The organism is Streptomyces sp. DSM 116793 (genome assembly GCF_057320905.1).
Genome location: NZ_CM170494.1, coordinates 7,249,710 through 7,274,288, shown reverse-complemented (window position 1 = coordinate 7,274,288; position 24,579 = coordinate 7,249,710). Strand labels below are relative to the sequence as shown.

Annotated in this window: 22 protein-coding genes; 6 read left to right on the top strand and 16 right to left on the bottom strand. The window is 72.2% G+C overall.

The features are described from left to right. Positions 1-95: 95 nt before the first annotated feature. Positions 96-1,430, bottom strand: a complete 1,335-nt coding sequence (locus tag ACSMXW_RS28545; RefSeq protein ID WP_485800472.1) for a class I SAM-dependent RNA methyltransferase — start codon at positions 1,428-1,430, stop codon at positions 96-98. A 331-nt stretch (positions 1,431-1,761) separates the two neighbouring features. After that, positions 1,762-3,846, bottom strand: a complete 2,085-nt coding sequence (locus tag ACSMXW_RS28540) for an APC family permease (RefSeq protein ID WP_485800471.1) — start codon at positions 3,844-3,846, stop codon at positions 1,762-1,764. A 175-nt stretch (positions 3,847-4,021) separates the two neighbouring features. On the opposite strand from ACSMXW_RS28540, the gene ACSMXW_RS28535 reads away from it, so the two are divergent. From ACSMXW_RS28535 to ACSMXW_RS28525, 3 genes are all read left to right on the top strand, one after another. Continuing rightward, positions 4,022-4,525, top strand: coding sequence for a metallophosphoesterase family protein (locus tag ACSMXW_RS28535; RefSeq protein ID WP_485800469.1), 504 nt, complete (start codon positions 4,022-4,024; stop codon positions 4,523-4,525). A 355-nt stretch (positions 4,526-4,880) separates the two neighbouring features. Continuing rightward, complete coding sequence (locus ACSMXW_RS28530; protein WP_485800467.1) at positions 4,881-5,549, top strand: potassium channel family protein; 669 nt, start codon at positions 4,881-4,883, stop codon at positions 5,547-5,549. Further along, entirely contained in the window at positions 5,549-6,229 is a 681-nt protein-coding gene (locus ACSMXW_RS28525) for a potassium channel family protein (RefSeq protein WP_485800466.1), read from the top strand. The genes ACSMXW_RS28530 and ACSMXW_RS28525 overlap by 1 nt, the downstream gene beginning before the upstream one ends. Positions 6,230-6,459: 230 nt before the next feature. On the opposite strand, the gene ACSMXW_RS28520 is transcribed toward ACSMXW_RS28525, so the two are convergent. From ACSMXW_RS28520 to dut, 8 genes are all read right to left on the bottom strand, one after another. Continuing rightward, positions 6,460-7,398 (bottom strand): DUF3159 domain-containing protein, encoded by a 939-nt coding sequence (locus ACSMXW_RS28520; protein WP_485800464.1) that lies wholly within the window; start codon positions 7,396-7,398, stop codon positions 6,460-6,462. A 3-nt stretch (positions 7,399-7,401) separates the two neighbouring features. Continuing rightward, a complete protein-coding gene (locus ACSMXW_RS28515) occupies positions 7,402-7,809 on the bottom strand; it encodes an OB-fold nucleic acid binding domain-containing protein (protein ID WP_485800462.1) in 408 nt (135 codons plus the stop codon). Positions 7,810-8,057: 248 nt separating this feature from the next. After that, positions 8,058-8,738, bottom strand: a complete 681-nt coding sequence (locus tag ACSMXW_RS28510) for a response regulator (protein WP_485808371.1) — start codon at positions 8,736-8,738, stop codon at positions 8,058-8,060. 2 nt (positions 8,739-8,740) lie between these two features. Beyond that, positions 8,741-11,311, bottom strand: a complete 2,571-nt coding sequence (locus ACSMXW_RS28505) for an ATP-binding protein (RefSeq protein WP_485800460.1) — start codon at positions 11,309-11,311, stop codon at positions 8,741-8,743. A gap of 375 nt (positions 11,312-11,686) precedes the next feature. Next, positions 11,687-12,388, bottom strand: coding sequence for an ABC transporter ATP-binding protein (locus ACSMXW_RS28500; RefSeq protein WP_485800458.1), 702 nt, complete (start codon positions 12,386-12,388; stop codon positions 11,687-11,689). A 321-nt stretch (positions 12,389-12,709) separates the two neighbouring features. Continuing rightward, a complete protein-coding gene (locus tag ACSMXW_RS28495; protein WP_485800456.1) occupies positions 12,710-13,948 on the bottom strand; it encodes an alginate lyase family protein in 1,239 nt (412 codons plus the stop codon). Positions 13,949-14,374: 426 nt separating this feature from the next. Continuing rightward, positions 14,375-15,157, bottom strand: a complete 783-nt coding sequence (locus ACSMXW_RS28490; protein WP_485800454.1) for a DUF3710 domain-containing protein — start codon at positions 15,155-15,157, stop codon at positions 14,375-14,377. A gap of 1 nt (position 15,158) precedes the next feature. Further along, complete coding sequence (gene dut / locus ACSMXW_RS28485) at positions 15,159-15,710, bottom strand: dUTP diphosphatase (RefSeq protein WP_485800453.1); 552 nt, start codon at positions 15,708-15,710, stop codon at positions 15,159-15,161. A gap of 160 nt (positions 15,711-15,870) precedes the next feature. Here dut and ACSMXW_RS28480 point away from each other — a divergent pair, with 160 nt between their 5' ends. Then, a complete protein-coding gene (locus ACSMXW_RS28480) occupies positions 15,871-16,347 on the top strand; it encodes a DUF3093 domain-containing protein (RefSeq protein ID WP_485800451.1) in 477 nt (158 codons plus the stop codon). Between the two features lie 120 nt (positions 16,348-16,467). Here the strand turns inward: ACSMXW_RS28480 and ACSMXW_RS28475 are convergent, their stop codons facing one another. From ACSMXW_RS28475 to ACSMXW_RS28460, 4 genes are all read right to left on the bottom strand, one after another. Further along, positions 16,468-17,541 carry a hypothetical protein gene (locus ACSMXW_RS28475; protein ID WP_485800450.1) on the bottom strand — a complete coding sequence of 358 codons (1,074 nt, stop codon included), beginning with the start codon at positions 17,539-17,541 and terminating at the stop codon, positions 16,468-16,470. Between the two features lie 13 nt (positions 17,542-17,554). Continuing rightward, a complete protein-coding gene (locus tag ACSMXW_RS28470; RefSeq protein ID WP_003951337.1) occupies positions 17,555-17,851 on the bottom strand; it encodes a DUF4193 domain-containing protein in 297 nt (98 codons plus the stop codon). A 407-nt stretch (positions 17,852-18,258) separates the two neighbouring features. Further along, a complete protein-coding gene (locus ACSMXW_RS28465) occupies positions 18,259-19,500 on the bottom strand; it encodes a sensor histidine kinase (protein ID WP_485800444.1) in 1,242 nt (413 codons plus the stop codon). 5 nt (positions 19,501-19,505) lie between these two features. Beyond that, the gene (locus tag ACSMXW_RS28460) at positions 19,506-20,159 is read right to left on the bottom strand and encodes a response regulator transcription factor (RefSeq protein ID WP_485800442.1); all 654 of its coding nucleotides are present in this window, start codon (positions 20,157-20,159) and stop codon (positions 19,506-19,508) included. 365 nt (positions 20,160-20,524) lie between these two features. Between ACSMXW_RS28460 and ACSMXW_RS28455 the strand changes: the two genes are divergently transcribed. Continuing rightward, positions 20,525-20,719, top strand: a complete 195-nt coding sequence (locus ACSMXW_RS28455) for a hypothetical protein (protein ID WP_485800441.1) — start codon at positions 20,525-20,527, stop codon at positions 20,717-20,719. Between the two features lie 271 nt (positions 20,720-20,990). On the opposite strand, the gene ACSMXW_RS28450 is transcribed toward ACSMXW_RS28455, so the two are convergent. After that, positions 20,991-21,764 (bottom strand): inositol monophosphatase family protein, encoded by a 774-nt coding sequence (locus ACSMXW_RS28450; RefSeq protein ID WP_485808370.1) that lies wholly within the window; start codon positions 21,762-21,764, stop codon positions 20,991-20,993. Between the two features lie 178 nt (positions 21,765-21,942). Continuing rightward, positions 21,943-23,070: a ferrochelatase gene (locus ACSMXW_RS28445; protein WP_485800440.1), complete on the bottom strand. Its 1,128-nt coding sequence runs from the start codon at positions 23,068-23,070 to the stop codon at positions 21,943-21,945. A 176-nt stretch (positions 23,071-23,246) separates the two neighbouring features. On the opposite strand from ACSMXW_RS28445, the gene ACSMXW_RS28440 reads away from it, so the two are divergent. Next, positions 23,247-24,566 (top strand): D-arabinono-1,4-lactone oxidase, encoded by a 1,320-nt coding sequence (locus ACSMXW_RS28440; RefSeq protein WP_485800439.1) that lies wholly within the window; start codon positions 23,247-23,249, stop codon positions 24,564-24,566. Positions 24,567-24,579: the final 13 nt, after the last annotated feature.

The following is a 24,579-nucleotide window of genomic DNA, read 5'->3' as shown; positions in this document are numbered from 1 at the left end:
TCTCCGCCGGGCAGGTGACGCGCCTGTTGTCTGAGCGTAGAGACTTCGCCCGTAACACCCACGGCGCACATCACGCACACCACCTGAACAGCAGGTCAGGAGCGTTTTCCAGCAGGCTCAAGAATCGCCACGCACTCCACATGATGCGTCATCGGAAACAGATCGAACGCCCGGAGCATACGGACCCGGTACGGTCGGTCCGCCGTGCGGAAGTACGACAGGTCGCGGGCCAGGGCTGCCGGGTCGCAGGCGATGTAGGCGATGCGGCGGGCGCCGAGGGTGGTCAGGTGGGTGACCGTGGCGCGGCCGGCGCCGGTGCGGGGCGGGTCGAGGAGGATGAGGTCGGCCTCGGTGATGCCCGTGCGCGGCAGCGTCTGCTCGACCTTGCCGTGCTCGATGCGCACCCGGCTGAACTCCCTGAGGTTGTGCCGGGCGTCCTCCACCGCACGCTTCGACGACTCGATGCCGAGCACCGCGCCCTGCTCGCCGACCCGGTCGGCGAGTGCGCCCGCGAAGAGGCCCACGCCGCAGTACAGGTCCAGGGCCGTCTCGCCCTTGCGCGGCAGCAGTCCCTGCATGGCGGCCTCCACCAGCAGGTCGGCCGCCCTGGGGTGGACCTGCCAGAAGCCGCCGGCGCCGACCCGCCAGGTGCGGCCGTCGGCGCGCTCCCGTACGAAGGGGCGGCCGTGCACGCGGTGCACCGCGCCGTCGTGCTCGTCGACCCGCAGCACCGACACCGGCCGGTCGAGTTCGACGAGCGGCAGCCGGCCGCCGGGCCGCGGGGTGAGCACCACCTGCCGGTCGCCGGAACCGGAGGCGGCGATCGCCTCCACCGTGGCCATGCCCGGCCAGGTGCGACTCTCGATGCCCAGCTCGGTGACGCCCTCGGCCGCGATCAGGCAGCGGTCGATCGGCTCGACCTCGTGCGAGCGGTGCCGGCGCAGGCCCGGGCGCCCGGTCTCGTCGACGGCGTACTGCACCCGGGTGCGCCAGGCCGGCACCTGCCCGGCCGGCACCTTGTCGCCGGGCGCCGGCACGACCGTGCCGTCCCAGCCGGCCTCCTCGGGGGTGAGGTCGGCGAGCCGCCTGAGCTGCTCGGCGACCACCTCGGCCTTCAGACGGCGCTGCGCCCCCGGCTTGGCGTGCTGCCAGTCGCAGCCGCCGCAGTGGCCGGGGCGCGCATACGGGCAGGGGGCCTCGATACGGTCCTTGGACGGCTGAAGGACCTGAACGGCGTCGGCGCGCAGGAAACGCGAGTCAGTACCGCCCTCGGTGACCCGGGCCACCACCCGTTCGCCGGGCAGGGCGTGCCGGACGAAGAGCACCTGGCCCTCGGCGGTCCGGGCCACGCAGTGCCCGCCGTGGGCCACGGGGCCGATCTCGACCTCGTACTCCTCCCCCACCAGCGACGTCTTCTGTTCTGCCTGCATGGCGGGACGGCTCCAAGCACTCGGGGATTCGGGGACAACGGGGGTTCGGGGGGCAACGGGGTTCAAGGGACGACGGTGATTCGGGGACGACGGCCGTTCAGTCTACGGCCCCGGAGGACCGCCTCGGCCCGGAGGACCACCTTGACCCGGAGGGCGCCCCGGCTCGGAAGGCGTCCCGGCCCCGAGGGCGGCCCCGGCCCAGAAGGCGTCCCTGGGGACAGTGACCACCCATCGGGTTCGTCGCGACCGGCTCGCGCCCCCCGTCTCGACGGCGTGGGCGCTACTCCCGGAGCTGCCCCCAGGACACGGCCCCGTGCCCCTTCCGGGGCGCTCAGTGCCGCCCCGTCGTCTCCCTGGCCGTTTCCGTCTCCGTTGGCCGCTTCTCCACGTGCGCGGGGCCCGCCACCGGGCCCCGCCGCACCGTGCCGGGGGCGTGCCACTCCTGGCGTCTGCGGGCCCGGCGCCTGGCGGCCTCCGACGACTCCAGCTGGTACGGCACGGAGGTCACCATGATCCCTGGTGTGAACAGCAGCCGGCCCTTGAGCCGCAGGGCGCTCTGGTTGTGCAGCAGGTGCTCGTACCAGTGCCCCACCACGTACTCGGGGATGATCACGCTGACCGCGTCCCGGGGCGAGTCGCGCCGCAGGCCCTTGACGTAGTCGATGATCGGCCGGGTGATCTCCCGGTACGGAGAGTCGAGCACCTTCAGCGGGACGTCTATGCCGCGCCTGTCCCACTCGGCCTTGAGCGCCCTGGTCTCCTCCGGGTCGACGTTGACGCTCAGCGCCTCCAGGCTGTCGGTGCGCATCAGCTTGGCGTAGGCGAGCGCGCGCAGCGTGGGCCGGTGGATCTTGGAGACCAGCACGATGGAGTGCACCCGGGAAGGCCGCATGGTGTCCTCGGACGGCTCCTCGGGGGCGGCGATCTCCTCCGCGACGCTGTCGTAGTGGCGCCGGATCGCCGTCATCGTCACATAGAAGATGACCATGCCGAGCACCGCGACCCAGGCGCCGTGGGTGAACTTGGTGACCAGGACGACCACCAGGACGAGCCCGGTGAGGCAGGCGCCGAAGGTGTTGATGGCGCGCGAGCGGATCATCCTGCGGCGGGTGGCCGGGTCCTTCTCGGTGCGCAGGTGGCGGTTCCAGTGCCGCACCATGCCGGTCTGGCTGAGCGTGAAGGAGACGAAGACGCCGACGATGTAGAGCTGGATCAGCCGGGTCGAGTCGGCGCCGTAGAGCACGGTCAGCAGGGTGGCGGCGCCCGCGAGCAGCACGATGCCGTTCGAGAACGCGAGCCGGTCGCCGCGGGTGTGCAGCTGACGGGGCAGGAAGCGGTCCTGCGCCAGGATGGAGCCGAGCAGCGGGAAGCCGTTGTACGCGGTGTTGGCGGCGAGGAAGAGCACCAGCGCGGTGGCCGCGGCGAGCACCACGAAGAGGAAGCTGCCGTCTCCGAAGACGGCGGCGGCGACCTGGGAGATCACCGGGTGCTGCTCGTAGTCGGCGCCGAGCGGGACGCCGTGGTCCAGGAGGTTGTGCGCGGGGTCGTCGGCCATGTGCACACCGGTGGTCATGGCCAGCGCGATGATGCCGCAGAACATGGTGACGGCCAGCAGGCCCATCATCGCGAGGGTGGTCGCGGCGTTCCTGCTCTTGGGCTTGCGGAAGGCCGGGACGCCGTTGCTGATCGCCTCCACGCCGGTCAGCGCCGCGCAGCCCGAGGAGAACGCCCTCAGCAGCAGGAAGACCAGCGCGAAGCCCGCGAGGCCGTGGTGCTCCGCCACGATGTGGAAGTCCGCGGTCGGCGCCCGCATCGTGTCGCCGCGCACCAGCCCCCGGAACGCGCCCCAGATGATCATCACGAAGACGCCGGTGACGAACACATACGTGGGGATCGCGAAGAGCTTGCCCGACTCCCTGACCCCGCGGAGGTTCATCAGGGTCAGCAGCACGATCACGGCGACCGCGCAGAGCACCTTGTGCTCGACGATGAAGGGGACGGCCGAGCCGAGGTTCTCGATACCGGAGGAGATCGACACCGCCACGGTGAGCACGTAGTCGACCAGCAGCGCGCTGGCGACGGTCAGCCCGGCCTTGGCGCCGAGGTTGGTGGTGGCCACCTCGTAGTCGCCGCCGCCGCTCGGGTAGGCGTGCACGTTCTGGCGGTAGGAGGCCACCACCGTGAACATGAGGACGACGACCGCCAGCGCGATCCAGGGGCTGAAGTGGTACGCCGACAGACCCGCGACGGACAGGACCAGCAGCACCTCACCGGGAGCGTACGCCACTGAGGACAGCGGGTCGGACGCGAAGACGGGAAGGGCGATGCGCTTCGGGAGGAGGGTCTCCCCCAGCCTGTCGCTGCGCAGTGCGCGCCCAATGAGAATCCGTTTGGGCACGTCGGTCAGTTTGGACACGGAGAGGATCGTATGCGTTCGAACGGGCGCCCGGACACCCCTACCCCCTCCCTTCGGAGTCATCCGCCGGTCTCGTCGGATCACCCGCCGGCGGGTGCGCTCCGGTGGGAAACCGGGGCGCGCTCCCGAGAGGGGAAGGACGGGTGGGCGTGCGGTGAGAGGGAAGGGGTGAGGTATGCGTCTGCTGCTGACCGCCGACACCCACGTGCCGCAGCGCGCCCGGGAGCTGCCCGCCGCGCTGCTCGCCGAGGCGGGCCGCGCCGATGCCGTGCTGCATGCGGGCGACTGGGTGGACGTCACCGTGCTCGACCTGCTGGAGGCGGAGTCACGGCGGGTGATCGGGGTGTACGGGAACAACGACGGGCCGGCGCTGCGGGCCCGGCTGCCGGAGGTGGCGCGCGCGGAGCTGGGCGGTCTGCGGTTCGGGGTCGTGCACGAGACCGGGGGCGCGGTGGGGCGTGAGCGGCGGTGCGCGGAGCGCTTCCCCGACCTCGACGTGCTGGTCTTCGGGCACAGTCACATCCCCTGGGACAGCACCGCGCCGGGCGGGCTGCGGCTGCTGAACCCGGGCTCGCCGACCGACCGGCGCCGGCAGCCGTACTGCACGTACATGGTCGTGGAGGTGGACGGCGGCGTCATCCGTACGGCGCTGCTGCACCGCCTGCCGCGGCGCCGCTGAGGCCGTCGCCGGTGCCACCGCCGATGGCGCCGCTGACGCTTCGCCGGTGTCGTGCGTGCCGATGCGGTCCCTGTGCGGTGTCGGTGCGGCGCCGGTGCGGTGCCGATCGGTGCCGAAGCGGTGCCGACGGGTCGCGCCGCGGGGCCGACGCGCCTGTCCGCGGGTGTCCGGGGTGGCGTCCGATCCGGCTCCCACGGCCCGCCGATGACGGTGAGAGGTGTCGGCGTCATAAGCTCATCTCCCGGCAACGCCGTACGCGGTTGCCTCGTTGCGGCCTGGCAGACTTCCCAGGGAGGAGTCGGCAGGTTGTCTTCGCAGGTCAGCCGGATGAGAAGGACTGCGGGGTAGAGGTCAGGTGCACATCGTGATCATGGGCTGCGGCAGAGTGGGTTCCGCTCTCGCCCAGACCTTGGAGCAACAGGGGCACACGGTCGCCGTGGTCGACCAGGACCCCACGGCTTTCCGCCGGCTGGGCTCCGGGTTCAACGGCCGTCGTATCACCGGGGTCGGCTACGACCAGGACACCCTGCGTGAGGCCGGTATCGAGGAGGCGGGCGCCTTCGCGGCGGTGTCCTCCGGAGACAACTCCAACATCATCGCCGCGCGGGTGGCCCGGGAGATGTTCGGCATCGAGAACGTCGCGGCCCGTATCTACGACCCCCGGCGCGCGGAGGTCTACCAGCGGCTCGGCATCCCCACGGTCGCCACGGTCCGCTGGACCGCCGACCAGATGCTGCGCCGCCTGCTGCCGTCCGGCGCCGAGCCGCTGTGGCGGGACCCGACCGGCGGGGTGCAGCTCGCCGAGGTGCACACCTCCCCGGCCTGGGTGGGGCACCGGATCAGCGAGCTCCAGGAGGAGACCGGGGTGCGGGTGGCGTTCATCACCCGACTCGGCGAGGCCGTCCTGCCCACCTCGCAGACGGTGCTGCAGGAGGGTGATCTCGTCCATGTGATGATGCGCACGGAGGACGTCTCCACGGTGGAGGCGGCCTTCGCCGAGGGCCCCGAGGAAGGCGGTCACTGATGAGGGTCGCCATTGCGGGAGCCGGCGCGGTGGGCCGCTCCATCGCCGGGGAGCTGCTGGAGAACGGGCACGAGGTGCTCCTGATCGACAAGGCGCCGACGGCGATCTCCGTCGAGCGGGTGCCCCAGGCGGAGTGGCTGCTCGCCGACGCCTGCGAGATCACCTCGCTGGACGAGGCGGCGCTGCAGCGCTGCAACGTCGTGATCGCCGCGACCGGCGACGACAAGGTCAACCTCGTCGTCTCGCTGCTCGCCAAGACGGAGTACGGCGTGCCGAGGGTGGTTGCGCGCGTCAATAATCCGAAGAACGAGTGGCTCTTCAGCGAGGCGTGGGGCGTGGACGTCGCCGTGTCGACGCCGCGGCTGATGTCGGCGCTGGTGGAGGAGGCGGTGAGCGTCGGCGACCTGGTGCGGCTGCTGCGCTTCAGCCACGGCGACGCCAACCTGGTCGAGCTGACGCTGCCTCCCGAGTCAGCGCTCGCGGGCACTCAGGTCGGCGAGGTGCAGTGGCCCGAGGACACGTCCCTGGTCACCATCATCCGCGGCAACCGCGTGCTCGTCCCGTCCCGGGACGATTCGCTGGAACCCGGCGACGAGTTGCTGTTCGTGGCGGCACAGGCGCGGGAGGAGCAGCTTGAGGACCTGCTCTCCGTGCGGAGGGCGGAGGAGACGGGCGACTGACGTCCCGTCCACGCCGTCGGGACGCGGGGATGGGGGGCACCCCCACGCCCTTCAGGCAGTGACCCTTGGGGCAGTGGCCCTTGAGGCAGTGGGGAAGCGACCGGACTCGGGGCGCCCCCCGCCCTTCAGGCAGTGGGGGACGGCCGGCGGTCAAGAACCGGACCGCAAGGGGCTCGGGACAGTGGCCCGCCGCAGGCGCCTCGTGGTGGCGCGCGCGGTCCCCCGCGCCCCTACGGTGCGCGCCGGTGGCGGCCCGGTCGCTCGTCGGCGGGGGCCCGGCCCACGGCCGTCGCGCCGTCCGGGGCGCCGGGGCCACCCGGGCCACTCGGGGCGCCGACCTCGTCGATCCCCTCCGAGGCCCGGGAGCGGGCCTCGGCCCGCTCCTCCGCCTCCATCTCCGCGAAGACGTCGATCGGCGCCGGCGCCTTGACCAGGAACACCCAGGTCAGCCAGACCGCCAGCAGGAACGGCGGGATCTTCAGTGCCACCAGCACCCAGCCGAGCTGGGTGGTGTCGGCCCACCAGTAGAGCGGGAAGAGGATCGCGCACTTGGCGAGCAGGATGAGGCCCCAGGCCCAGCTGGCCTTGGTGTAGGCGCGCTTGCGGCCCGGGTTCCTGGTCCGCCAGGAGAGGTTCTCCTTGAAGACCGGGCCGAGGATCAGGCCGATCAGCGGCACCCCGGCCATCGCGGTGGCGATGTAGGCGACGGCGAGGCCCAGGGTGTAGACCATCCCGGGCAGGTAGAAGTCCTTGGCGTTGCCGGTCATCATCGCGAAGACGACGCCGAACGCGACCCCGAAGACGCCGCTGAAGGCGTGCTTCACCGTGGTGCGGCGCACCAGGCGGACGACGACCAGCAGCAGCGAGACGGCGAGCGCCGCGACGGCCGAGAGCTTCATGTTCTTGTCGACCGTGTAGATCGCCACGAACAGCAGGCCGGGCACGACGGTCTCCACCATGCCCCGCACGCCGCCGAACGCCTCGAAGAGGGCGGCCTCGGTGACGGCCCTGGCCTCCGCGGAGCCGGTGGTTCCGGCCTTGCCGGTGGCCTCGGTGGCACCTGCCGGTCCCGGTGCCTCGGTGGAGCCGGCTGACCCCGTCGCCTGCTGCGGGGCCCCGCGGTCGTCCCCCGGGGATCCGTGGTCGGTCGGCTTGTCGAGGGACGTCACCGGCTACTCCCGTCCGAGCGGTCTGAGTTCGTACTTCGGGTTGAACAGCACCCGGCGGCCCCGGCTCATCGAGACGCGGCCCGAGGCGATCAGCTTGCGGCCCGGTTCGATTCCCACGATGGAGCGCCTGCCGAGCCACACCACGTCCAGGGCGGCCGAACCGTCGAAGAGTTCCGCCTCCAGGGCCGGGACTCCGGCCCGTGGCCGCAGAGTGACCGTGCGCAAGGTACCAGTTACGGTGACCATCTGTCGGTCGTGGCTGTCACCGATACGGGTGCACCCCGTGGTCGCGCTGTCCTCGCGCAGCTCCTCCGACTCCAGGTCCTCCTGGGACGCGGAGATGTCGGCCAGCCGGTCGAGCATCCGCCGCAGCCGGCCCGTCCGCTTTCCGGAACGGGGATCACCACTCATACGGGAAAGCGTACCCGGGGCACCCGGCGCCCCACTCCCCCTCGGGGAGCTGCGACCCGGTGCGGCGTGGGGCCGTGGTCGGGCGGCTGGGCGTAGGTCATCCTGCCCGGCCGCACCCCGGCGCGGCGCGGGGCCGTGTCCTGGAGGCACCTCCCACGCCCTTCGGGCCGTGAGGGACGGCCGGTGGCCGGACGAACCCACCGCGAGGGGCTCGGCCCGGTGGCCGCCGCAGGCGGGGCGGAGCCGGGCTACCGCTCGAAGCGGTAGCCCATGCCCGGCTCCGTGATGAAGTGCCGGGGGTGTGAAGGGTTCTCCTCCAGCTTGCGGCGCAGCTGCGCCATGTAGACCCGAAGATAGTTGGTCTCGGTCTCGTACGAGGGCCCCCACACCTCCTTGAGGAGCTGCTTCTGCCCGACCAGCCGGCCCGCGTTCCTGACGAGGACCTCCAGCAGGTGCCATTCGGTCGGGGTGAGGCGGACGTCACGGCCGTCCCGGTGCACCTTCTTGGCGTTCAGGTCGACGGTGAACCCGTCCACCTCCACGATGGAGTCGCCCTCGGCCCCGGGCGGCTCGGCGCGGCGGACGGCGGCGCGGAGCCTGGCCAGCAGCTCGTCCATGCCGAACGGCTTGGTGACGTAGTCGTCGGCGCCGGCGTCCAGCGCCTGGACCTTCTCGTCGGAGCTGTGCCGGGCCGACAGCACCAGCACCGGCACCCGCGTCCAGCGCCGCAGCTCCCTGATCACGTCCACGCCGTCCATGTCGGGCAGGCCCAGGTCCAGCACGACCACGTCGGGGTGCCGGTCGGCGGCGAGCCGGAGCGCCGTGGCGCCGTCGCCGGCCGAGTCGACCTCGTACGCGCGCGCCCTGAGGTTGAGCTCGAGCGCGCGCACGATCTGCGGTTCGTCGTCGACCACGAGCACCCGGGTCATCGTCACCTACCAGTTCTGTCGGTCTGAGGTTGTGGGGGTGTGCCGCCCCGCCCGCCCGCGGTGGCCGGGGCGCGATCTGTGGCGGCACGGAGGGTGAGCACCATGGTGAGGCCGCCGCCGGGGGTGTCCTCCGCGTCGAGTGTGCCGCCCATCGCCTCGGCGAAGCCCCGCGCCACGGCGAGCCCGAGCCCGACGCCGGCGCCGCGCGGCGCGTCCCCGTACCGCTGGAAGGGGGCGAAGATCCGGTCCTTGGCGTCGTCGGGCACGCCGGGGCCGCGGTCGACGACCCGCAGCTCGACCCGCTCGCCGAGCGCGCTGGCGGAGATGTGCACCGGCTCGCCCGTGGGGCTGTATTTGACGGCGTTCTCGACGACGTTGGCGACCGCGCGTTCCAGCAGGCCCCGGTCCACGGCGACCATCGGCAGGGACTCGGGGATGTCGAGGCTGACGCTGTGCTCGGGGACGCCGCCGAGGGCCATGGGGACGACTTCGTCGAGGTCGGTGTCGCGGATGAGGGGGGTGATGGTGCGGGTCTGGAGGCGGGACATGTCGAGGAGGTTGCCGACGAGGTGGTCGAGTCGGTCGGCGCCGGCTTCGATGCCGGCGAGGAGTTCGGCCTGGTCCGCGGGTGACCAGTCGATGTCGTGGGAGCGCAGGGAGGTGACGGAGGCTTTGATGCCGGCGAGGGGGGTGCGCAGGTCGTGGCTGACGGCGGCGAGGAGGGCGGTGCGGATGCGGTTGCCCTCGGCGAGGGTGCGGGCCTGGGCGGCTTCGCCGGCCAGGCGCTGGCGGTCCAGGACCACGGCGGCCTGGGCGGCGAAGGCGGCGAGCACCCGGCGGTCCTCGGCGGGCAGCACCCGGCCGCAGAGCGCGAGCGCCATGTGGTCGCCGATGGGCAGGTCCACGTCCGCGTCCTCGGGCCGGCACAGCTGAGTGGGCCCCACCCTGCCCGCACAGGTCCACGGGGTGCGGCCGTCCGCACGCTCGAGCAGCGCCACGGAGTCCATGGCGAAGGTCTCGCGGACCCGCTCCAGCAGTGCGGCCAGGGGCGCCTCCCCGCGCAGCACGTTGCAGGCCAGGGACGACAGCACCTGCGACTCGGCACGCAGCCTGGCCGCCTGCTGGGCACGACGGGCCGCCAGGTCCACCACGGACGCGACGGCGACGGCGACCGCCACGAAGACCACGATGGCGACGATGTTCTGCGGGTCGGCGATGGTGACCCGGTGCGTCGGATAGGTGAAGAACCAGTTCAGCAGCACAGAGCCGACGGCTGCGGAGGCCAGCGCGGGAGCAAGACCGCCGAGCAGGGCGGTGGCGACCGTGAGGGCGAGGAAGAGCAGCATGTCGTTGGCGAGGCCGGGGTCGACGCCGGTGCGGGAGAGCAGCAGGGCGAGCAGCGCGGGCCCGGCCACGCCGGTGGCCCAGCCGCCCGCGGTCCGGCCGCGGCCGAGCGGCGCGCCGCGTGCGACGGGCAGGCCCCGGCCCTTGGCGACCTCGTCGTGGGTCACGATGTGCACGTCCAGGTCGGGCCCGCAGTCGCGGGCGACGGTGGCGCCCACGCCGGGCCCGAAGACGTACTGCCAGGTCTTGCGGCGGGACGAGCCGAGGACGATCTGGGTGGCGTTGTGGCCGCGGGCGAAGGCGAGCAGGGCCTCGGGCACGTCATCGCCGACGACGTGGTGGAAGGTGCCGCCCAGGTCCTCCACCAGCGCCCGCTGCACCGCCAGCTCCTTCGGCGACGCGGCCGTCAACCCGTCACTGCGCGAGACGTAGACGGCCAGGACTTCGCCGCCGGCGCCCTTCTCGGCCAGGCGTACCGCACGGCGGATGAGGGTGCGCCCCTCCGGACCCCCGGTCAGGCCCACCACGATGCGTTCGCGAGCGCCCCACGTGGAGCGGATCCCGTGCTCACCGCGGTAACGCTGGAGGTAGGCGTCGACCCGGTCGGCCACCCACAGCAGCGCCAACTCCCGCAGCGCGGTCAGGTTGCCGGGCCGGAAGTAGTGCGAGAGCGCGGCGTCGATGCTCTCCGGCCGGTAGATGTTGCCGTGCGCCATACGGCGCCGCAACGCCTGCGGATCCATGTCGACCAACTCGATCTGGTCCGCACGGCGCACCACCTCGTCGGGCACCGTCTCCTGCTGCCGCACCCCCGTGATCGACTCCACCACGTCACCCAACGACTCCAGATGCTGGATGTTGACCGTCGAGACCACGTCGATCCCCGCCCGCAGCAACTCCTCCACGTCCTGCCACCGCTTCGCGTTCCGGCACCCCGGCACATTGCCGTGCGCCAACTCGTCCACCAGCGCCACGGCCGGACGGCGGGCCAGCACCGCGTCCACGTCCAGTTCGGTGAAGGCGCAGTCGCGGTATACGAGGGTCCGGCGCGGCACGGTCTCCAGACCGTGCAGCATGACCTCGGTGCGGGGCCTGCCGTGGTGCTCCACCAGGCCCACGACGACATCGGTGCCGCGCTCCTGACGCCGGTGCGCCTCCGCGAGCATGGCATACGTCTTGCCCACACCCGGCGCAGCACCGAGGTAGATCCTGAGCCTGCCGCGTCCCATGCCCCCATTCTCTGCCGCCCTCACAAGCACCCCACGCCGAGGTCGGTTTCCGGCCCCACCGGGGACACGGAGCCCCTCAGCACCGCGGGGCCCCCAAAGGCGCGGACCCCTCAGGGGCCGCGGGGGACCTCCAGGGGCGCGGGACTGCTCAGGGGCGCGGGGAACTGCGCGACCAGCTCCCACCGCCCCGCGGCCGAAAACGAGACCGCAGGGGGGAGCCCCCCAGGGGCGCGGGGAACTGCGCGACCAGCCCCCACCGGCCGACGGCCGAAACGAGACCGCAAGGGGTTCGGGCCGTAGGCCCGACGCGGGCGCAGCCCGGCAGAGGCGACGGGGAAACACGGCAACACGGCAACGAGGCGAGGGAACGCCGCGTCACGCGGAGCGAGCCGCACGTCCCCCGCCACCCGTGAACGCGACGACCTCCCCGTCCCTGAGTTCGAGCACCCGATCGGCCAGCCCCAACAACGCAGCGTCATGCGTGGCCACCAGCACGGTCGCGCCCTCACTGCGCACCACCGCGCGCAACAGCTCCATGACGGCCTGGCCGGTCTCGGCGTCGAGCTGCCCGGTCGGCTCGTCGGCGATGATCAGGGACGGCCCGTTGGCGAGCGCACGCGCGATCGCGACGCGCTGTTGCTGGCCGCCCGACAGCTCCCCGGGCCGCTGCGCGGCGTGCTCGCCGAGACCGACCAGGTCGAGCAGCAGCGCGACGCGCTCCTCGCGGACCCGCGGCTCCGTCCTGCGCAGCCGCAGGGGAATGCCGACGTTCTCGGCCGCGGTCAGTATCGGGATCAGCCCGAAGGACTGGAAGACGAAGCCGATGCGGTCCCGGCGCAGCTCCAGCAGTTCCTTCTCGCCGAGCGCGGCGAGATCGAGCCCGTCCACGGTGACGCGGCCCGCGTCCGGGGTGTCGAGCCCGCCGACGATGTTGAGCAGGGTGGTCTTGCCGGAGCCTGAGCGGCCCCTGAGGGCGACCAGTTCCCCGCGCGGGACGGTGCAGGAGACGCCGCGCAGGGCGTGCACGGCGGTGGGGCCGCTGCCGTAGGAACGGTGCAGGCCCTCGGCACGCACCATCGGCTCCGGATCCGCCGCGACGGGGGAGCTCGCTGCTCCAGGGGAGCTCGGTGCTCCGGAGGTGCCCGGTGCTCCGGAGACCCCCGGTGCTCCGGGTGCGCCCGACCGTCCATGGGCGTGCGGTACGCCCTCGTGGGCGCCCGGGGCCCCGGGGACGCCCCGTGCCGCGGGCGTGCCGCCGTCGTCGCCCGCCATGTGTCCCCCGCTCCCCCGCCACCGGCGGGCGTCCTGTGGCCGGCCGGTCCCGTGGCAGCCGGACGGGCCGGGCGCCAGTATCGTCACGGCGCCCGGCCGGGGCAATGCTCACGCGGTGGGCGTCGGTCAGTTGGGATTGTCCCCGTGGGTGAGGGTCTCCCAGGCGACGAACAGGTTGTTGGTGCCCGCAGGGCGGTTCTGCAGGGTGAGCTTCTGGGTGTTGTCCATCGCGTTGCCGAGTCGGTTGTGCAGGGCGTTGAAGCCGACCTCGGTGACCGGGCCGAGGCCGCGGTTGACGGAGCCGCCGCACAGCCAGCTCGGCGGCGCCGCGCCCAGCTCGTACTTGGACTGGAAGCCGAGGGCGTACCGCAGGCGGGTGCCGATGTCACCGGTGTAGAGGTCGTGGCCCTGGATGCGGCTGGTCTCGGCGACGTGCGAGATGGAGGAGATGCCGTAGCCGGTGTGCGTGAAGTCGCGGCAGGTCTCCTGGGTGACGCCGTTCTCGAAGGTGCTCAGGCCCTGCCAGTAGTTGATGATCTTGTCCCGGGTGTCCAGGCCGCTGCCGGGTGCCGTCTTGGGCAGGGTGCCGTCGGAGTCCAGGTAGATGTAGGCGGGCACCCGGCCCATGAACTTGTTCATCGCCTTGTCGTACGACGTCTGGTCGTCCAGGAAGACGGAGATGCCGGTGGCGGCCTCCATCATCGTCAGCTCCCAGTTTCCGTTGGAGTTGGAGCCGTTGATGATCTCAGGCAGGTAGACGTCGCCCAGCATGGTGGCGAACCGGCTCTCGTTCGGCCAGCCGCCGTCGTACGTGTACTTGATGATCTCGGCGGCCTTGGCCCAGGACGAGCCGGCCCAGCCGGTCTGGAGCGGGGCGTTGCTGTTGGTGTGGTCCTGGATCGTGCCGGACCAGGCGTCCATCAGCTCGATGGACTTCTTGGCGTAGGCGGCGTTCCGCGTGATGTACCAGGCGAGGGCGTCGGTGTACGAGGCGATGGCGTCCTCGCGCTCGTCGGTACAGCCGTAGTTCGGGTTGGAGTAGGAGCCGCACTCGACGATGGCGCGCGGCTTGGCCTGGCGGGCCAGGTCGGCGTACTTGCTCGCTGTCATCTGGTCGTAGGCGCCCTTCCAGGGCTGCTCGCCGGCGTTGACCTTCTGGCGGGTGAAGTCCAGCTGGGCCTGGGAGACGACCACTCCGGGGTGCACGAACGCGGTGGGCGCGGCGTCGGCCCGGTCCGCGCCGGGCCAGGCGAGGAGGGTGGCCACGAGGGCGGTCGTGACGCCCGCGACGGCGAGGAGCAGCGTCCGGCGTGGTCTGCGGTGGCCGGGGGGCGGGGCGGTGGGGGGTGCGGGAGTGTCTGGCATGGTGGGGAGCCATCCGTTCTCGTATATGAACGATGCGTGGAGTTCTGAACACTCACGGTTGACGGGTGACCATAGGTATGGACCAGACGTCCGTCAAGAGGAGGGGGCGGCTCTCCTGTTGTTCATATACGTGAAAGGCTTGTCCCTGGCCCGACACACGGCCGGGCCGCACCCCCTTCAGGGAGTACGGCCCAGTTGCCGTGCTTGGCGGTGACCCCGTTCGACCGGGGCTGCTCCGTTGTGTCGCGGCCGTTCCGTTGCGTCACGGCTGCTCCGTTGCGTCGCGGCTGTTGCGTTGCGTCAGTGGCGACCCGCGGGTCGTCGCCGCCCCCGGTTCGTCGCGGCTTGGCGCGCCGTTCCCCGCGCCCCTTCGCCACCATACGCACCCGGCGCGGCACCCTTTACGGGGCGGCGTTGACGCGAGGCTCAGCGGACCTCGGTGATCTCCGGGCCGCGGGCGAGCTGGCCCATGCCGCCGGAGAACCGGGAGCCGGCCTGCTCCTCCTGCTGGACGCCTTCGGGCACCATCTGTGCGTCGTTCGGCAGCTTCAGCACGATGGGGTCGCGGGGCGCCATCGGCCCCTCGCCCCGCACCACGACCGTGTCGCGGAAGATCTGCTCCAGCAGGCCGGCCGCCTGGGGCTGCACCGCGCCCTGCCCGGAGATCACCCCGCGCAGGAACCAGCGGGGCCCGTCCACACCGACGAACCGGACCACCTGGAAGCCGCCCTTGCCGTCCGGAAGCTGCACCGGCACCTGGGCGCGCAGTTCCCAGCCCAGCGGGCCCTCGACCTCGTCGATGACGCCGCCCTGCTGGGTGATGCCGGTGGCGATCTCCTCGCGGACCTCGCTCCAGATGCCCTCGCGCTTCGGGGCGGCGAACGCCTGCAGCTGAATCGCGCTGTCCTTGAGGACGACGGTCGCGGCGACGATCGAGTCGCCGGCGACCTCCACGCGCAGCTCCATGCCGTCGACCCCGGGCACGAAGAGGCCGCCCAGGTCGACACGGCCCTCGCCCGGGTTGCTGACCTCGCTGCGGTCCCAGGGGCCGTCGGGGCGCGGCTCGGGCTCCAGCCTCACGCGCTCACGCTCGGTGTCCTCGGCTGCATCGCCTTCCGCGACGTCGTCGACCTGCTCGGCCTCGCTGGCCTCGTCCACCGTGTCCACGGCGCCGTCGGCGGGGTCCTTCTTCTTGCGACGTCCGAACACGTCACTGTCCTTCCCGGTCAGATACGACCGAAGCGTATCGATTCCCACCCACATGCCCACCGTCGTCACCGCTCAGAGCGGCGTGGCCGCCGGTGGAACCGAAGCCCCCGTCGGCCCGGGCCGAGTCGGGAAGCTCCGCGACCTCCTGGAAGCGCACCTTCTCCACCCGCTGGACGACCAGTTGGGCAACCCGGTCGAAGCGCTCGAACCGCACGGACTCGCGCGGGTCGAGATTCACCACGATCACCTTGATCTCTCCACGGTACCCGGCATCCACCGTCCCCGGGGCATTCACCATGGCGACACCGCAGCGCGCTGCGAGCCCCGAACGGGGGTGCACGAAGGCCGCGTACCCCTCGGGCAGCGCGAGGGAAACACCGGTGGGCAGCACGGCCCGCTCACCGGGGGCGAGCTCGCAGGACTCGGTGGTCCGCAGGTCGGCGCCGGCGTCCCCGGGATGCGCGTAGGACGGCAGGGGCACGTCCGGATCGACGCGCCTGACCTGCACGGGAAGCTCCTGGCGCTGGACGGGCTCCGCACCGGCAGAGGGCACCGGGCCCCTCGTACGGCTGACGGATTCGCCTCGAAGGCGCTGGCGCGCCGGATCCGGTCCACTACTCACAGGCGCAGACCTTACCCGCCGAAGCTTTGAGTGCCCCGCGCCCCGGCGCCCTGCGCGCGATCCGGCATATGCGCCATGCCAAGCTTGACGCATGCAGCCCTCCGCCATCGTCTTCGACGAACGTCTGACCGCGCCCCGCTCCTGGTGGGTGGTCTGCTTCCTGGTCGGCGTCGCGGCGGCGCTCATCGCGCTGCCCTTCGGACTGCCGCCCGCCCTTGGGGGCCTGGTCGGCGGCACGGCCGTGGCCGCCGTGGTGACCAGCTCGTACGGCTCGGTGCGGATCCGGGTGGTGGCGGGCTCCCTGGTCGCCGGCGAGGCCCGGATCCCGGTGAGCGCGCTGGGCGCCGCGGAGGTCCTCGGGCGGGAGGAGGCCCAGGCGTGGCGCACCCACAAGGCGGACCCGCGCGCGTTCATGCTCCTGCGCAGCTATGTGCCGACCGCACTCCGTGTGGAGATCACCGACCCGGATGACCCGACCCCCTACGCGTACCTGTCGACACGCTCCCCCGAACGCCTGGCAGCAGCCCTCGCCCAGGCACGAACGGCCTCCGAGTCCCGGACCGACTGACCAGCCCCGGACCGGCCCACCCCGCCGAACGGCCAAGCTCAGCCCTCAGCCCCATCGGCGCGGGGACGGGGGCGGCTCCACCCCCGTGAGGCGACGCCGCGGAGATCCATCAGAAGCCCCCTAGGAGCCCGCTCCCGGCAACGGAGGCTCGGCCTCCCCGGGAACGCTGCCGGGCGGCAGCACATCCGCCGGCTTCTCCAACGGCGGCAACGGCGGCAACGCCGCCCACGGCACCTGATCACGCCGCAGATCCGCGCGAATACGCTCGGCGAGCCTGCGGGTGTCCCGGCGGTTCATCACGGCGCCCACGGCCGCACCGACCATGAGCGGCATCAGGTTCGGAAGATTGCGCACCATGCGCTTGGTGATCTGCTGGCGCAGCTCGCGCCTCACATGGCTGCCGAGGGCACCGTTCAGCGTCCACGGCTTGCTGACGTCGATGCCGCGCTCCTCCGACCAGGAGGTCAGGTAGGCGGCGCTGCGCTGCCTGAGCCCGCCGGCCGGGCGGCGCCCGTAGACCTCGTGGAGCTCGGCGATCAGCTTCAGCTCGATCGCGGCCACGCCGGTCACCTCGGCGGCCAGTTCGGTGGGCAGCGCCGGGGGCACCGGCAGCATGGCGAAGGCGCCGATACCGGCCCCCACGGTGGAGGTGCCGTTCGCGGCGCCGGAGATGAGCTTGTCGGCGATCTCGTCAGCCGTCAGGCCCGGGAACTGCTTACGGAGGGTCGTCAGGTCGCGCACCGGGATCCGGGGGGCTATGTCGATGATCCGGTCGGTGAGGTACCCGACGGTGGCCCTGGCTCGGTCGCCGCTCCTGCGCACCCCGTCCCTGACGGCCGCGATGCGCCGCCCGATCAGGGGCGCTGTCTGGGCCGGCATGGTGTCGTCCGTCCTTTCCACGGCGCCCGGTGCGGGCGGCTTGCGGAGGTCCGCCGGTATGTCGTCCCGGCGCTGCGGGCCGGCCGGCGGGCCGGAGGTCACCGGTGTGCCCGCGGCTCCTGGTGCCCTCTGGTCTTCTGCTGAGCGGATCTCGTCCGCCCCTTCCATGGAGCGGATCCCGTCCGCCGCCTCGAGCGAGGCCTGCCGGCCTCGCTCGTCGTCCTGCGCACCCCGGGACGACCCTGGGGCCGCTTCCCGCTCACGGGGGCCACGCCCCCACAAGCGGCGCCTGTGGTGGGGGTCCTGGCCGGTCACGGCCGACCCCGCCTCAGTCGCAGTCGCGGCAGATCGGCTGGCCGTTCTTCTCGCGGGCCAGCTGGCTGCGGTGGTGGACCAGGAAGCAGCTCATGCAGGTGAACTCGTCCTGCTGCTTGGGCAGCACCCGGACCGCCAGCTCCTCGTTGGAGAGGTCGGCGCCGGGCAGCTCCAGGCCTTCCGCGGCCTCGAACTCGTCCACGTCGACGGTCGAGGTGGACTTGTCGTTCCGCCGGGCCTTCAGCTCCTCGATGCTGTCCTCGTTGAGGTCGTCATCGGTCTTGCGTGGGGTGTCGTAATCCGTTGCCATATCTGTCTCCCCCTCTGGGTGTCTGTGGTGTCTCCAGCGCACGTAACGCGTGAGAGGCCGGACTTGTGCCCGACCCGAGGCGGAGATTTTGCCTCACATCAAGGTCTGTTACTCAATCGACACCCAACCGACCCCCTCACGGGTGATCGGCTGGGATGGCGAAGGGCACCGTACACGGTCCCGGTGCCGTGGTTCACGAGCGCCACCCCGTGTACTTCCCGTGATCAGCGCCCCTGGAAACCCGGATTTTCCCGGCTTTCCAACGGTGTGGCCGACCACAGAGCGTAGGCACATCGAATGCCCCTCATGTGATCGATCACACACCACAACCTCGGAAACAGGTCTCGAATTTTCCGCGGAAAGCGAACACGTGCGCGAGAAAAGATGACGAAAAGAGCACGGCCGTCTCACATCGGGAGGGTGACGCGCATCACAAGCCCACCCCCCTCGCGGGGCTCCGCACTGATCCAGCCGCCGTGCGCACGGGCCACCGAGCGCGCGATCGACAAGCCGAGTCCGACGCCCTTGTCACTGCCCGTGCGCTCGGTGCGCAGCCGCCTGAACGGCTCGAAGAGGTTGTCGATCTCATAGGCCGGCACCACGGGTCCGGTGTTCGCCACCAGCAGCACCGCCTGTCCGTGCCGGGCCTCGGTCGTCACCTCCACCCAGCCGTCCTGGGTGACGTTGTAGCGCACCGCGTTCTGCACCAGGTTGAGTGCGATCCGCTCCAGCAGGACGCCGTTGCCCTGCACCACCACCGGCGCCCGCGTGCCCCGGATCCGCACTCCCGCCTGGTCCGCCTCCGTGCGCACCTGGTCGATCGCCCGGGAGGCGACCTCCGCCAGGTCGACCGGGCCGCGCTCCACGATCTGGTTGTCGCTGCGGGCGAGCAGCAGCAGGCCCTCGACCAGTTGCTCGCTGCGCTCGTTCGTGGCGAGCAGGGTCTTGCCGAGCTGCTGGAGCTCGGGGGGCGCGTTCGGATCGGCGAGCTGCACCTCGAGGAGGGTGCGGTTGATCGCGAGCGGTGTGCGCAGCTCGTGCGAGGCGTTCCCGACGAAGCGCTGCTGGGCGGTGAAGGCCCGCTCCAGACGGTTCAGCATGTCGTCGAAGGTGTCGGCCAGCTCCTTCAGCTCGTCGTCCGGACCGTCCAGCTCAATGCGCCGGGACAGATCGGATCCGGCCACTCTCCGAGCGGTCCTGGTGATCCGGCCGAGCGGTGACAGCACCCGGCCGGCCATGGCGTACCCGAAGGCGAACGCGATCACGGCGAGGCCCAGCAGGGCCAGCAGGGACCGGCTGAGGAGGTTGTCCAGCGCCTCGTGCCGCTGCTGGTTGACGCAGGCGTTCAGGGCGGCGTTGAGTTCGTCCGGCGAAACCGTGGAGGAGCTCAGTTGCGGGCAGGCGTCACTGGAGACCGTCACCCGGCCCGACACGATCTTGAACGGGAGTTCGTTGCCGACGTGCACCGCCTGCGCGGCCAGCAGATAGATGATCGACAGCAGCAGGATGCCGGCGATCAGGAACATGCCCCCGTACAGCAGCGTCAGGCGTATGCGAATGGTCGGACGCAGCCACGGGAACGGGTCGGGCCGTCTGGGGTCCCAGGTGGGCTTGGGAGGCGCCGTGGGCGGCGCGGGGGTTGCGGCCACCGGGATCAGATCCGGTAGCCGGAGCCGGGCACGGTGACGATGACGGCGGGCTCGCCGAGCTTGCGGCGCAGCGTCATCACGGTCACCCGCACGACATTGGTGAACGGGTCGGTGTTCTCGTCCCAGGCCTTCTCCAGGAGCTGCTCCGCGGAGACGACGGCTCCCTCGCTGCGCAGCAGCACCTCGAGGACGGCGAACTCCTTCGGGGCGAGCTGCACCTCCCTGCCGTCCCGGAAGACCTCCCGGCGGTTGGGGTCGAGCTTGATTCCGGCACGCTCCAGGACGGGCGGCAGCGGCAGGCTCGTGCGCCGCCCGAGGGCCCGCACGCGCGCGATGAGCTCGGTGAAGGCGAACGGCTTCGGCAGGTAGTCGTCCGCGCCGATCTCCAGGCCCTCCACCCGGTCACTGACGTCGCCCGATGCGGTGAGCATCAGGACCCGGGTGGGGATGCCGAGATCGACCAGCTTGCGGCAGACGTCGTCGCCGTGGACGAGCGGCAGGTCACGGTCGAGGACGACGACGTCGTAGTCGTTCACGCCGATCCGCTCCAGCGCGGCGGCGCCGTCGTACGCCACGTCGACGGCCATGGCCTCCCGGCGCAGCCCGGTGGCCACCGCGTCGGCGAGCAGTTGCTCGTCCTCGACGACGAGTACACGCACGTCGCTCCTCCTTGTGTGTGCCCGCTGATGGGCCCGCAGGGGCGCGGGCCGGGGCCGAACGGCCCCGGGACCCGGCGCCTCGCGGGCGGAAACCTGTGGGGGTGAGGCCTCCATCCTGCCTCTTTCGGTCATAAACCGGCGGTAAGACGCCCGGCCGGCCGGGGGCGCCCCGGGCTCGTGAATTTTCTCGCCGGGTGAGGTTTCCGCCGCCGCGCGCACGGGGATGACGACGGTTACACCCGAGATCACGCTTTGTATGTGGCGTGCCACGACCCGCTCCGCGGGCCGCAAGGATACGTGATCGCTTCCCTTTCCAGGGCACACCCCGTGCCACCACCGACGACCCAGGACGAGGGGGCGCAACTATGGACGCATTCACCGCAGGCCTTCTGCAGCGCATAAGGGCGACCGAGTCCGACCTGACGCGGGCGCGCGAAACCGGGGACGACTTCCTTGCCGACGTGGAGCAGGGCGAGCTGGACGACCTCCACCGCCTCGCCGCCGAGCACGGCGTGGAGGTAGGCGCGCCGGGCATCGAGGCCGGAGTCTCCGGCAGCTGACCGAACAGGCCGACAGGGCCCCGCGACCTCCACCCGGGTCGCGGGGCCCTTCCGCACGCCGAAGCCGAAGAGCCGCGCCAACCGAAGGGGCCACCCTCAGGGGCGCGGGGAGCCGCGCGGCCGGCCACCGCTCTCGCCGCACCCGAGGACCAACGGACCGGGGCACCCCGAGAAGGGGCGCGTGGACCCGCGCGGAGAACCACGGCGTACCCGCAGCGGCGCCGATCCGTCCCCGAGCCCCACGGCCGCCCCCGCCCACAGGGCCGGCACCCTAGTCGTGCCAGGCCCCCAGCTCCTCCAGCAGCCCCTGGAGCCGCGCGAACACCCCGGGCGTGGCCGCCACCGTCAGGTCGTACGAGGGCCGCTCCCCGGGCCGCCCGCCGGTCACCGCGCCCGCCTCGCGCGCGATCAGGTCGCCGGCCGCGAGGTCCCACGGGTGGAGCCCCCGCTCGAAGAACCCGTCGAGCCGCCCGGCCGCCACGTCGCACAGGTCGACGGCGGCCGACCCACCGCGCCGGATGTCCCTGAGCTGCGGGATGAGCCGCCGGGCCACCTCCGCCTGGTGGTCGCGGACGGCGGTGACGTAGTTGAAGCCGGTGGAGACCAGCGACTGGTCCAGCGGCGCGTCGGGACGGCAGCGGAGCCGCTGCCCGCCCGCGTACGCACCGCCGCCCAGCACCGCGTGGAACGTCTCCCCCCGCATCGGCACCTCGACGACGCCGACGACGGTCTCCCCGTCCCGCTCCGCCGCGATCGAGACCGCCCAGGTGGGCAGGCCGTAGAGATAGTTCACGGTGCCGTCGAGCGGGTCGATCACCCAGCGCACCCCGCTCGTGCCCGCCCGGGACGCGCCCTCCTCGCCCAGGACGCCGTCCTCGGGACGGTGCTCGGCGAGGAAGCCGGTGATGAGTTTCTCGGCGGCGATGTCCATCTCCGTGACGACGTCGATGGGGCTCGTCTTGGTGGCGGCCACCGCGAGGTCGGCGGGGCGGCCGTCACGCAGCAGCGCGCCCGCGCGGCGCGCGGCCTCCCGGGCGACCTCCAGGAGCTCGGCGGGCTCGGCCGGCCCGCCCGGGTCGGGTCGCGGGGACTTCTCGGGCTGTTCGGACTGCACGGGGTCGGTCACGGTTCTCCTCGGGGCCCGGCCGGCAGGGGGCCCGGCCGGGGATGGTACGGGAATCGGCCGGCGGGCGCCGGCGCGGACTCGGGCGGACGGCGTCGCGTCACGCGTAGGGGCTGTCGGCGCCCGCGGCCGCCGCCTTCGGGGTACGGGCCGGACAGCAGCCGACGGGGCAGACGTCGTGGCTCGGGCCCAGCTCGCCCAGGGCGCAGCGGCGCACCGTCTGGCCGCGCTCCACCGCGGCGCGCTCGACAACCAGTTCGCGCACGGCCGCGGCGAACCGCGGGTCGGCGCCGACCGTGGGCGAGCGACGCACCGTCAGGCCCAGCTCGGCGGCCTTGGCGGCGGCCTCCGTGTCCAGGTCGTACTTGACCTCCATGTGGTCGGAGACGAAGCCGATGGGCACCATCACCGCGGCCTGCGCCCCGGTGGCGTGCAGTTCCTCCAGGTGGTCGCAGATGTCCGGCTCCAGCCACGGGATGTGCGGGGCGCCCGAGCGTGACTGGTAGACGAGCCGCCAGGGGTGGTCGATGCCCGTGCGTTCCCGGACGGCGCCGGCCACCAGCCGCGCCGCCTCAAGGTGCTGCGCCACATAGGCGCCGCCGTCGCCGTGCTGCTCGACGGGGCCGGAGGTGTCGGCGGCCGTCAGCGGGATGGAGTGCGTGGTGAAGGCGAGGTGGGCGCCGTCCTGCAGGTCGGCGGGCAGCTCGGCCAGCGAGGCGATGACGCCGTCGACCACGGGCTCGATGAACCCGGGGTGGTTGAAGTAGTGCCGCAGCTTGTCGACCCGGGGGACGTCGAGCCCCGCGTCCTGCACGGCGTGCAGCGCCTCGGCGAGGTTCTCGCGGTACTGGCGGCAGCCCGAGTACGAGGCGTAGGCGCTGGTCGCCAGCGTGAGGACGCGCCGCCGGCCGTCGGCGGCCAGCTCGCGAAGGGTGTCGGTGAGGTACGGGGCCCAGTTGCGGTTGCCCCAGTAGACGGGGAGGTTCAGGCCGTTCTCGGCGAAGTCCTTGCGGAGGGCGTCGAGCAGGGCACGGTTCTGGTCGTTGATGGGGCTGACTCCGCCGAAGAGGTAGTAGTGCTGTCCCACCTCCTTCAACCGCTCCGTGGGGATGCCGCGGCCCCGGGTCACGTTCTCCAGGAACGGGATGACGTCGTCGGGGCCCTCGGGGCCGCCGAAGGAGAGCAGCAGCAGGGCGTCGTAAGGGGTGGAATCCAGCTCTTCGGGCATGTCACTGATCCTGCCACCCGTGGACGGCGGCCGGGAAACGACGGCCTTGATCGGCGCCGTCGGCCGGGGGAATGGCGGCGCGGGCGACCGTGAGTATGATCCCCCTCCACCGGTCGGCAGGCGGACTGCCCGGCCGCCGCCCGGTCGGCGGCCGCCACGGGGAGGAGCTCTCGGCAATGGCGTACGGGAACGGCACCGCGTGGCACAACTGGGCGGGCAACGTCACGGCCCGACCGGCGCGTGAGGCCCGCCCGGCCTCCGTGCCGGAGCTCGCGGCCGTGGTCCGCAAGGCGGCCGCCGACGGACTGAAGGTGAAGGCGGTGGGCACCGGTCACTCGTTCACCGCGGCCGCGGCCACCGACGGGCTGCTGATACGGCCCGGGCTGCTCTCCGGGATCCGCCGCATCGACCGCGCGGCGGGCACCGTCACGGTGGGCGCGGGCACCCCGCTCAAACGGCTGAACGCGGCGCTGGCCCGGGAGGGCCTGTCGCTCACGAACATGGGCGACATCATGGAGCAGACGGTCTCCGGCGCCATCAGCACCGGCACGCACGGCACGGGCCGTGACTCCGGCTCCATCGCGGCCCAGGTGCGCGCCCTGGAGATGGTGACCGCGGACGGCTCCGTGCTCACCTGCGCGGCGGACGGCAGTGCGGAGGAGCGGGCGGTGTTCGCCGCCGCCCGGGTCGGCCTCGGCGCGCTCGGCGTGATCAGTGCGGTGACGTTCGCGGTGGAACCGGTCTTCCTGCTCACCGCGCGCGAGGAGCCGATGCCGTTCGACCGGGTCACCGCGGAGTTCGACGCGTTGGTCGCGGAGAACGAGCACTTCGAGTTCTACTGGTTCCCGCACACGGGCAACTGCAACACCAAGCGGAACAACCGCAGTGCGGGCCCGCCCGCGCCGCTCGGCAGGGTCAGCGGCTGGGTCGACGACGAACTGCTCTCCAACGGCCTGTTCCAGGCGGTCAACGCCCTCGGCCGCGCCGTGCCGTCGACCGTCCCGGCCATCGCCAGGGTGGCCAGCCGGGCCCTGACGGCCCGTACCTACACGGACATCCCGTACAAAGTCTTCACAAGTCCGCGACGGGTGCGCTTCGTGGAGATGGAGTACGCGCTGCCTCGTCAGGCCCTGGTGGCGGCGCTGCGGGAGCTGAAGGCCATGGTGGACCGCTCGCGGCTGCGGATCAGCTTCCCCGTGGAGGTGCGGACGGCGCCCGCGGACGACATCACGCTGTCCACGGCGTCCGGCCGGGACAGCGCCTATGTGGCCGTCCATATGTACCGGGGCACGCCCTATGGGGAGTACTTCACCGCCGCCGAGCGGATCTTCGTCGCGCACGGCGGACGGCCGCACTGGGGGAAGGTGCACACGCGGGACGCCGAGTACCTCTCCGGGGTGTATCCCCGCTTCGGGGAGTTCACGACGCTGCGCGACCGCCTCGACCCGGACCGGGTGTTCGGCAACGACTACCTGCGGCGGGTGCTGGGCGACTGAGGCCGGGGGTGAC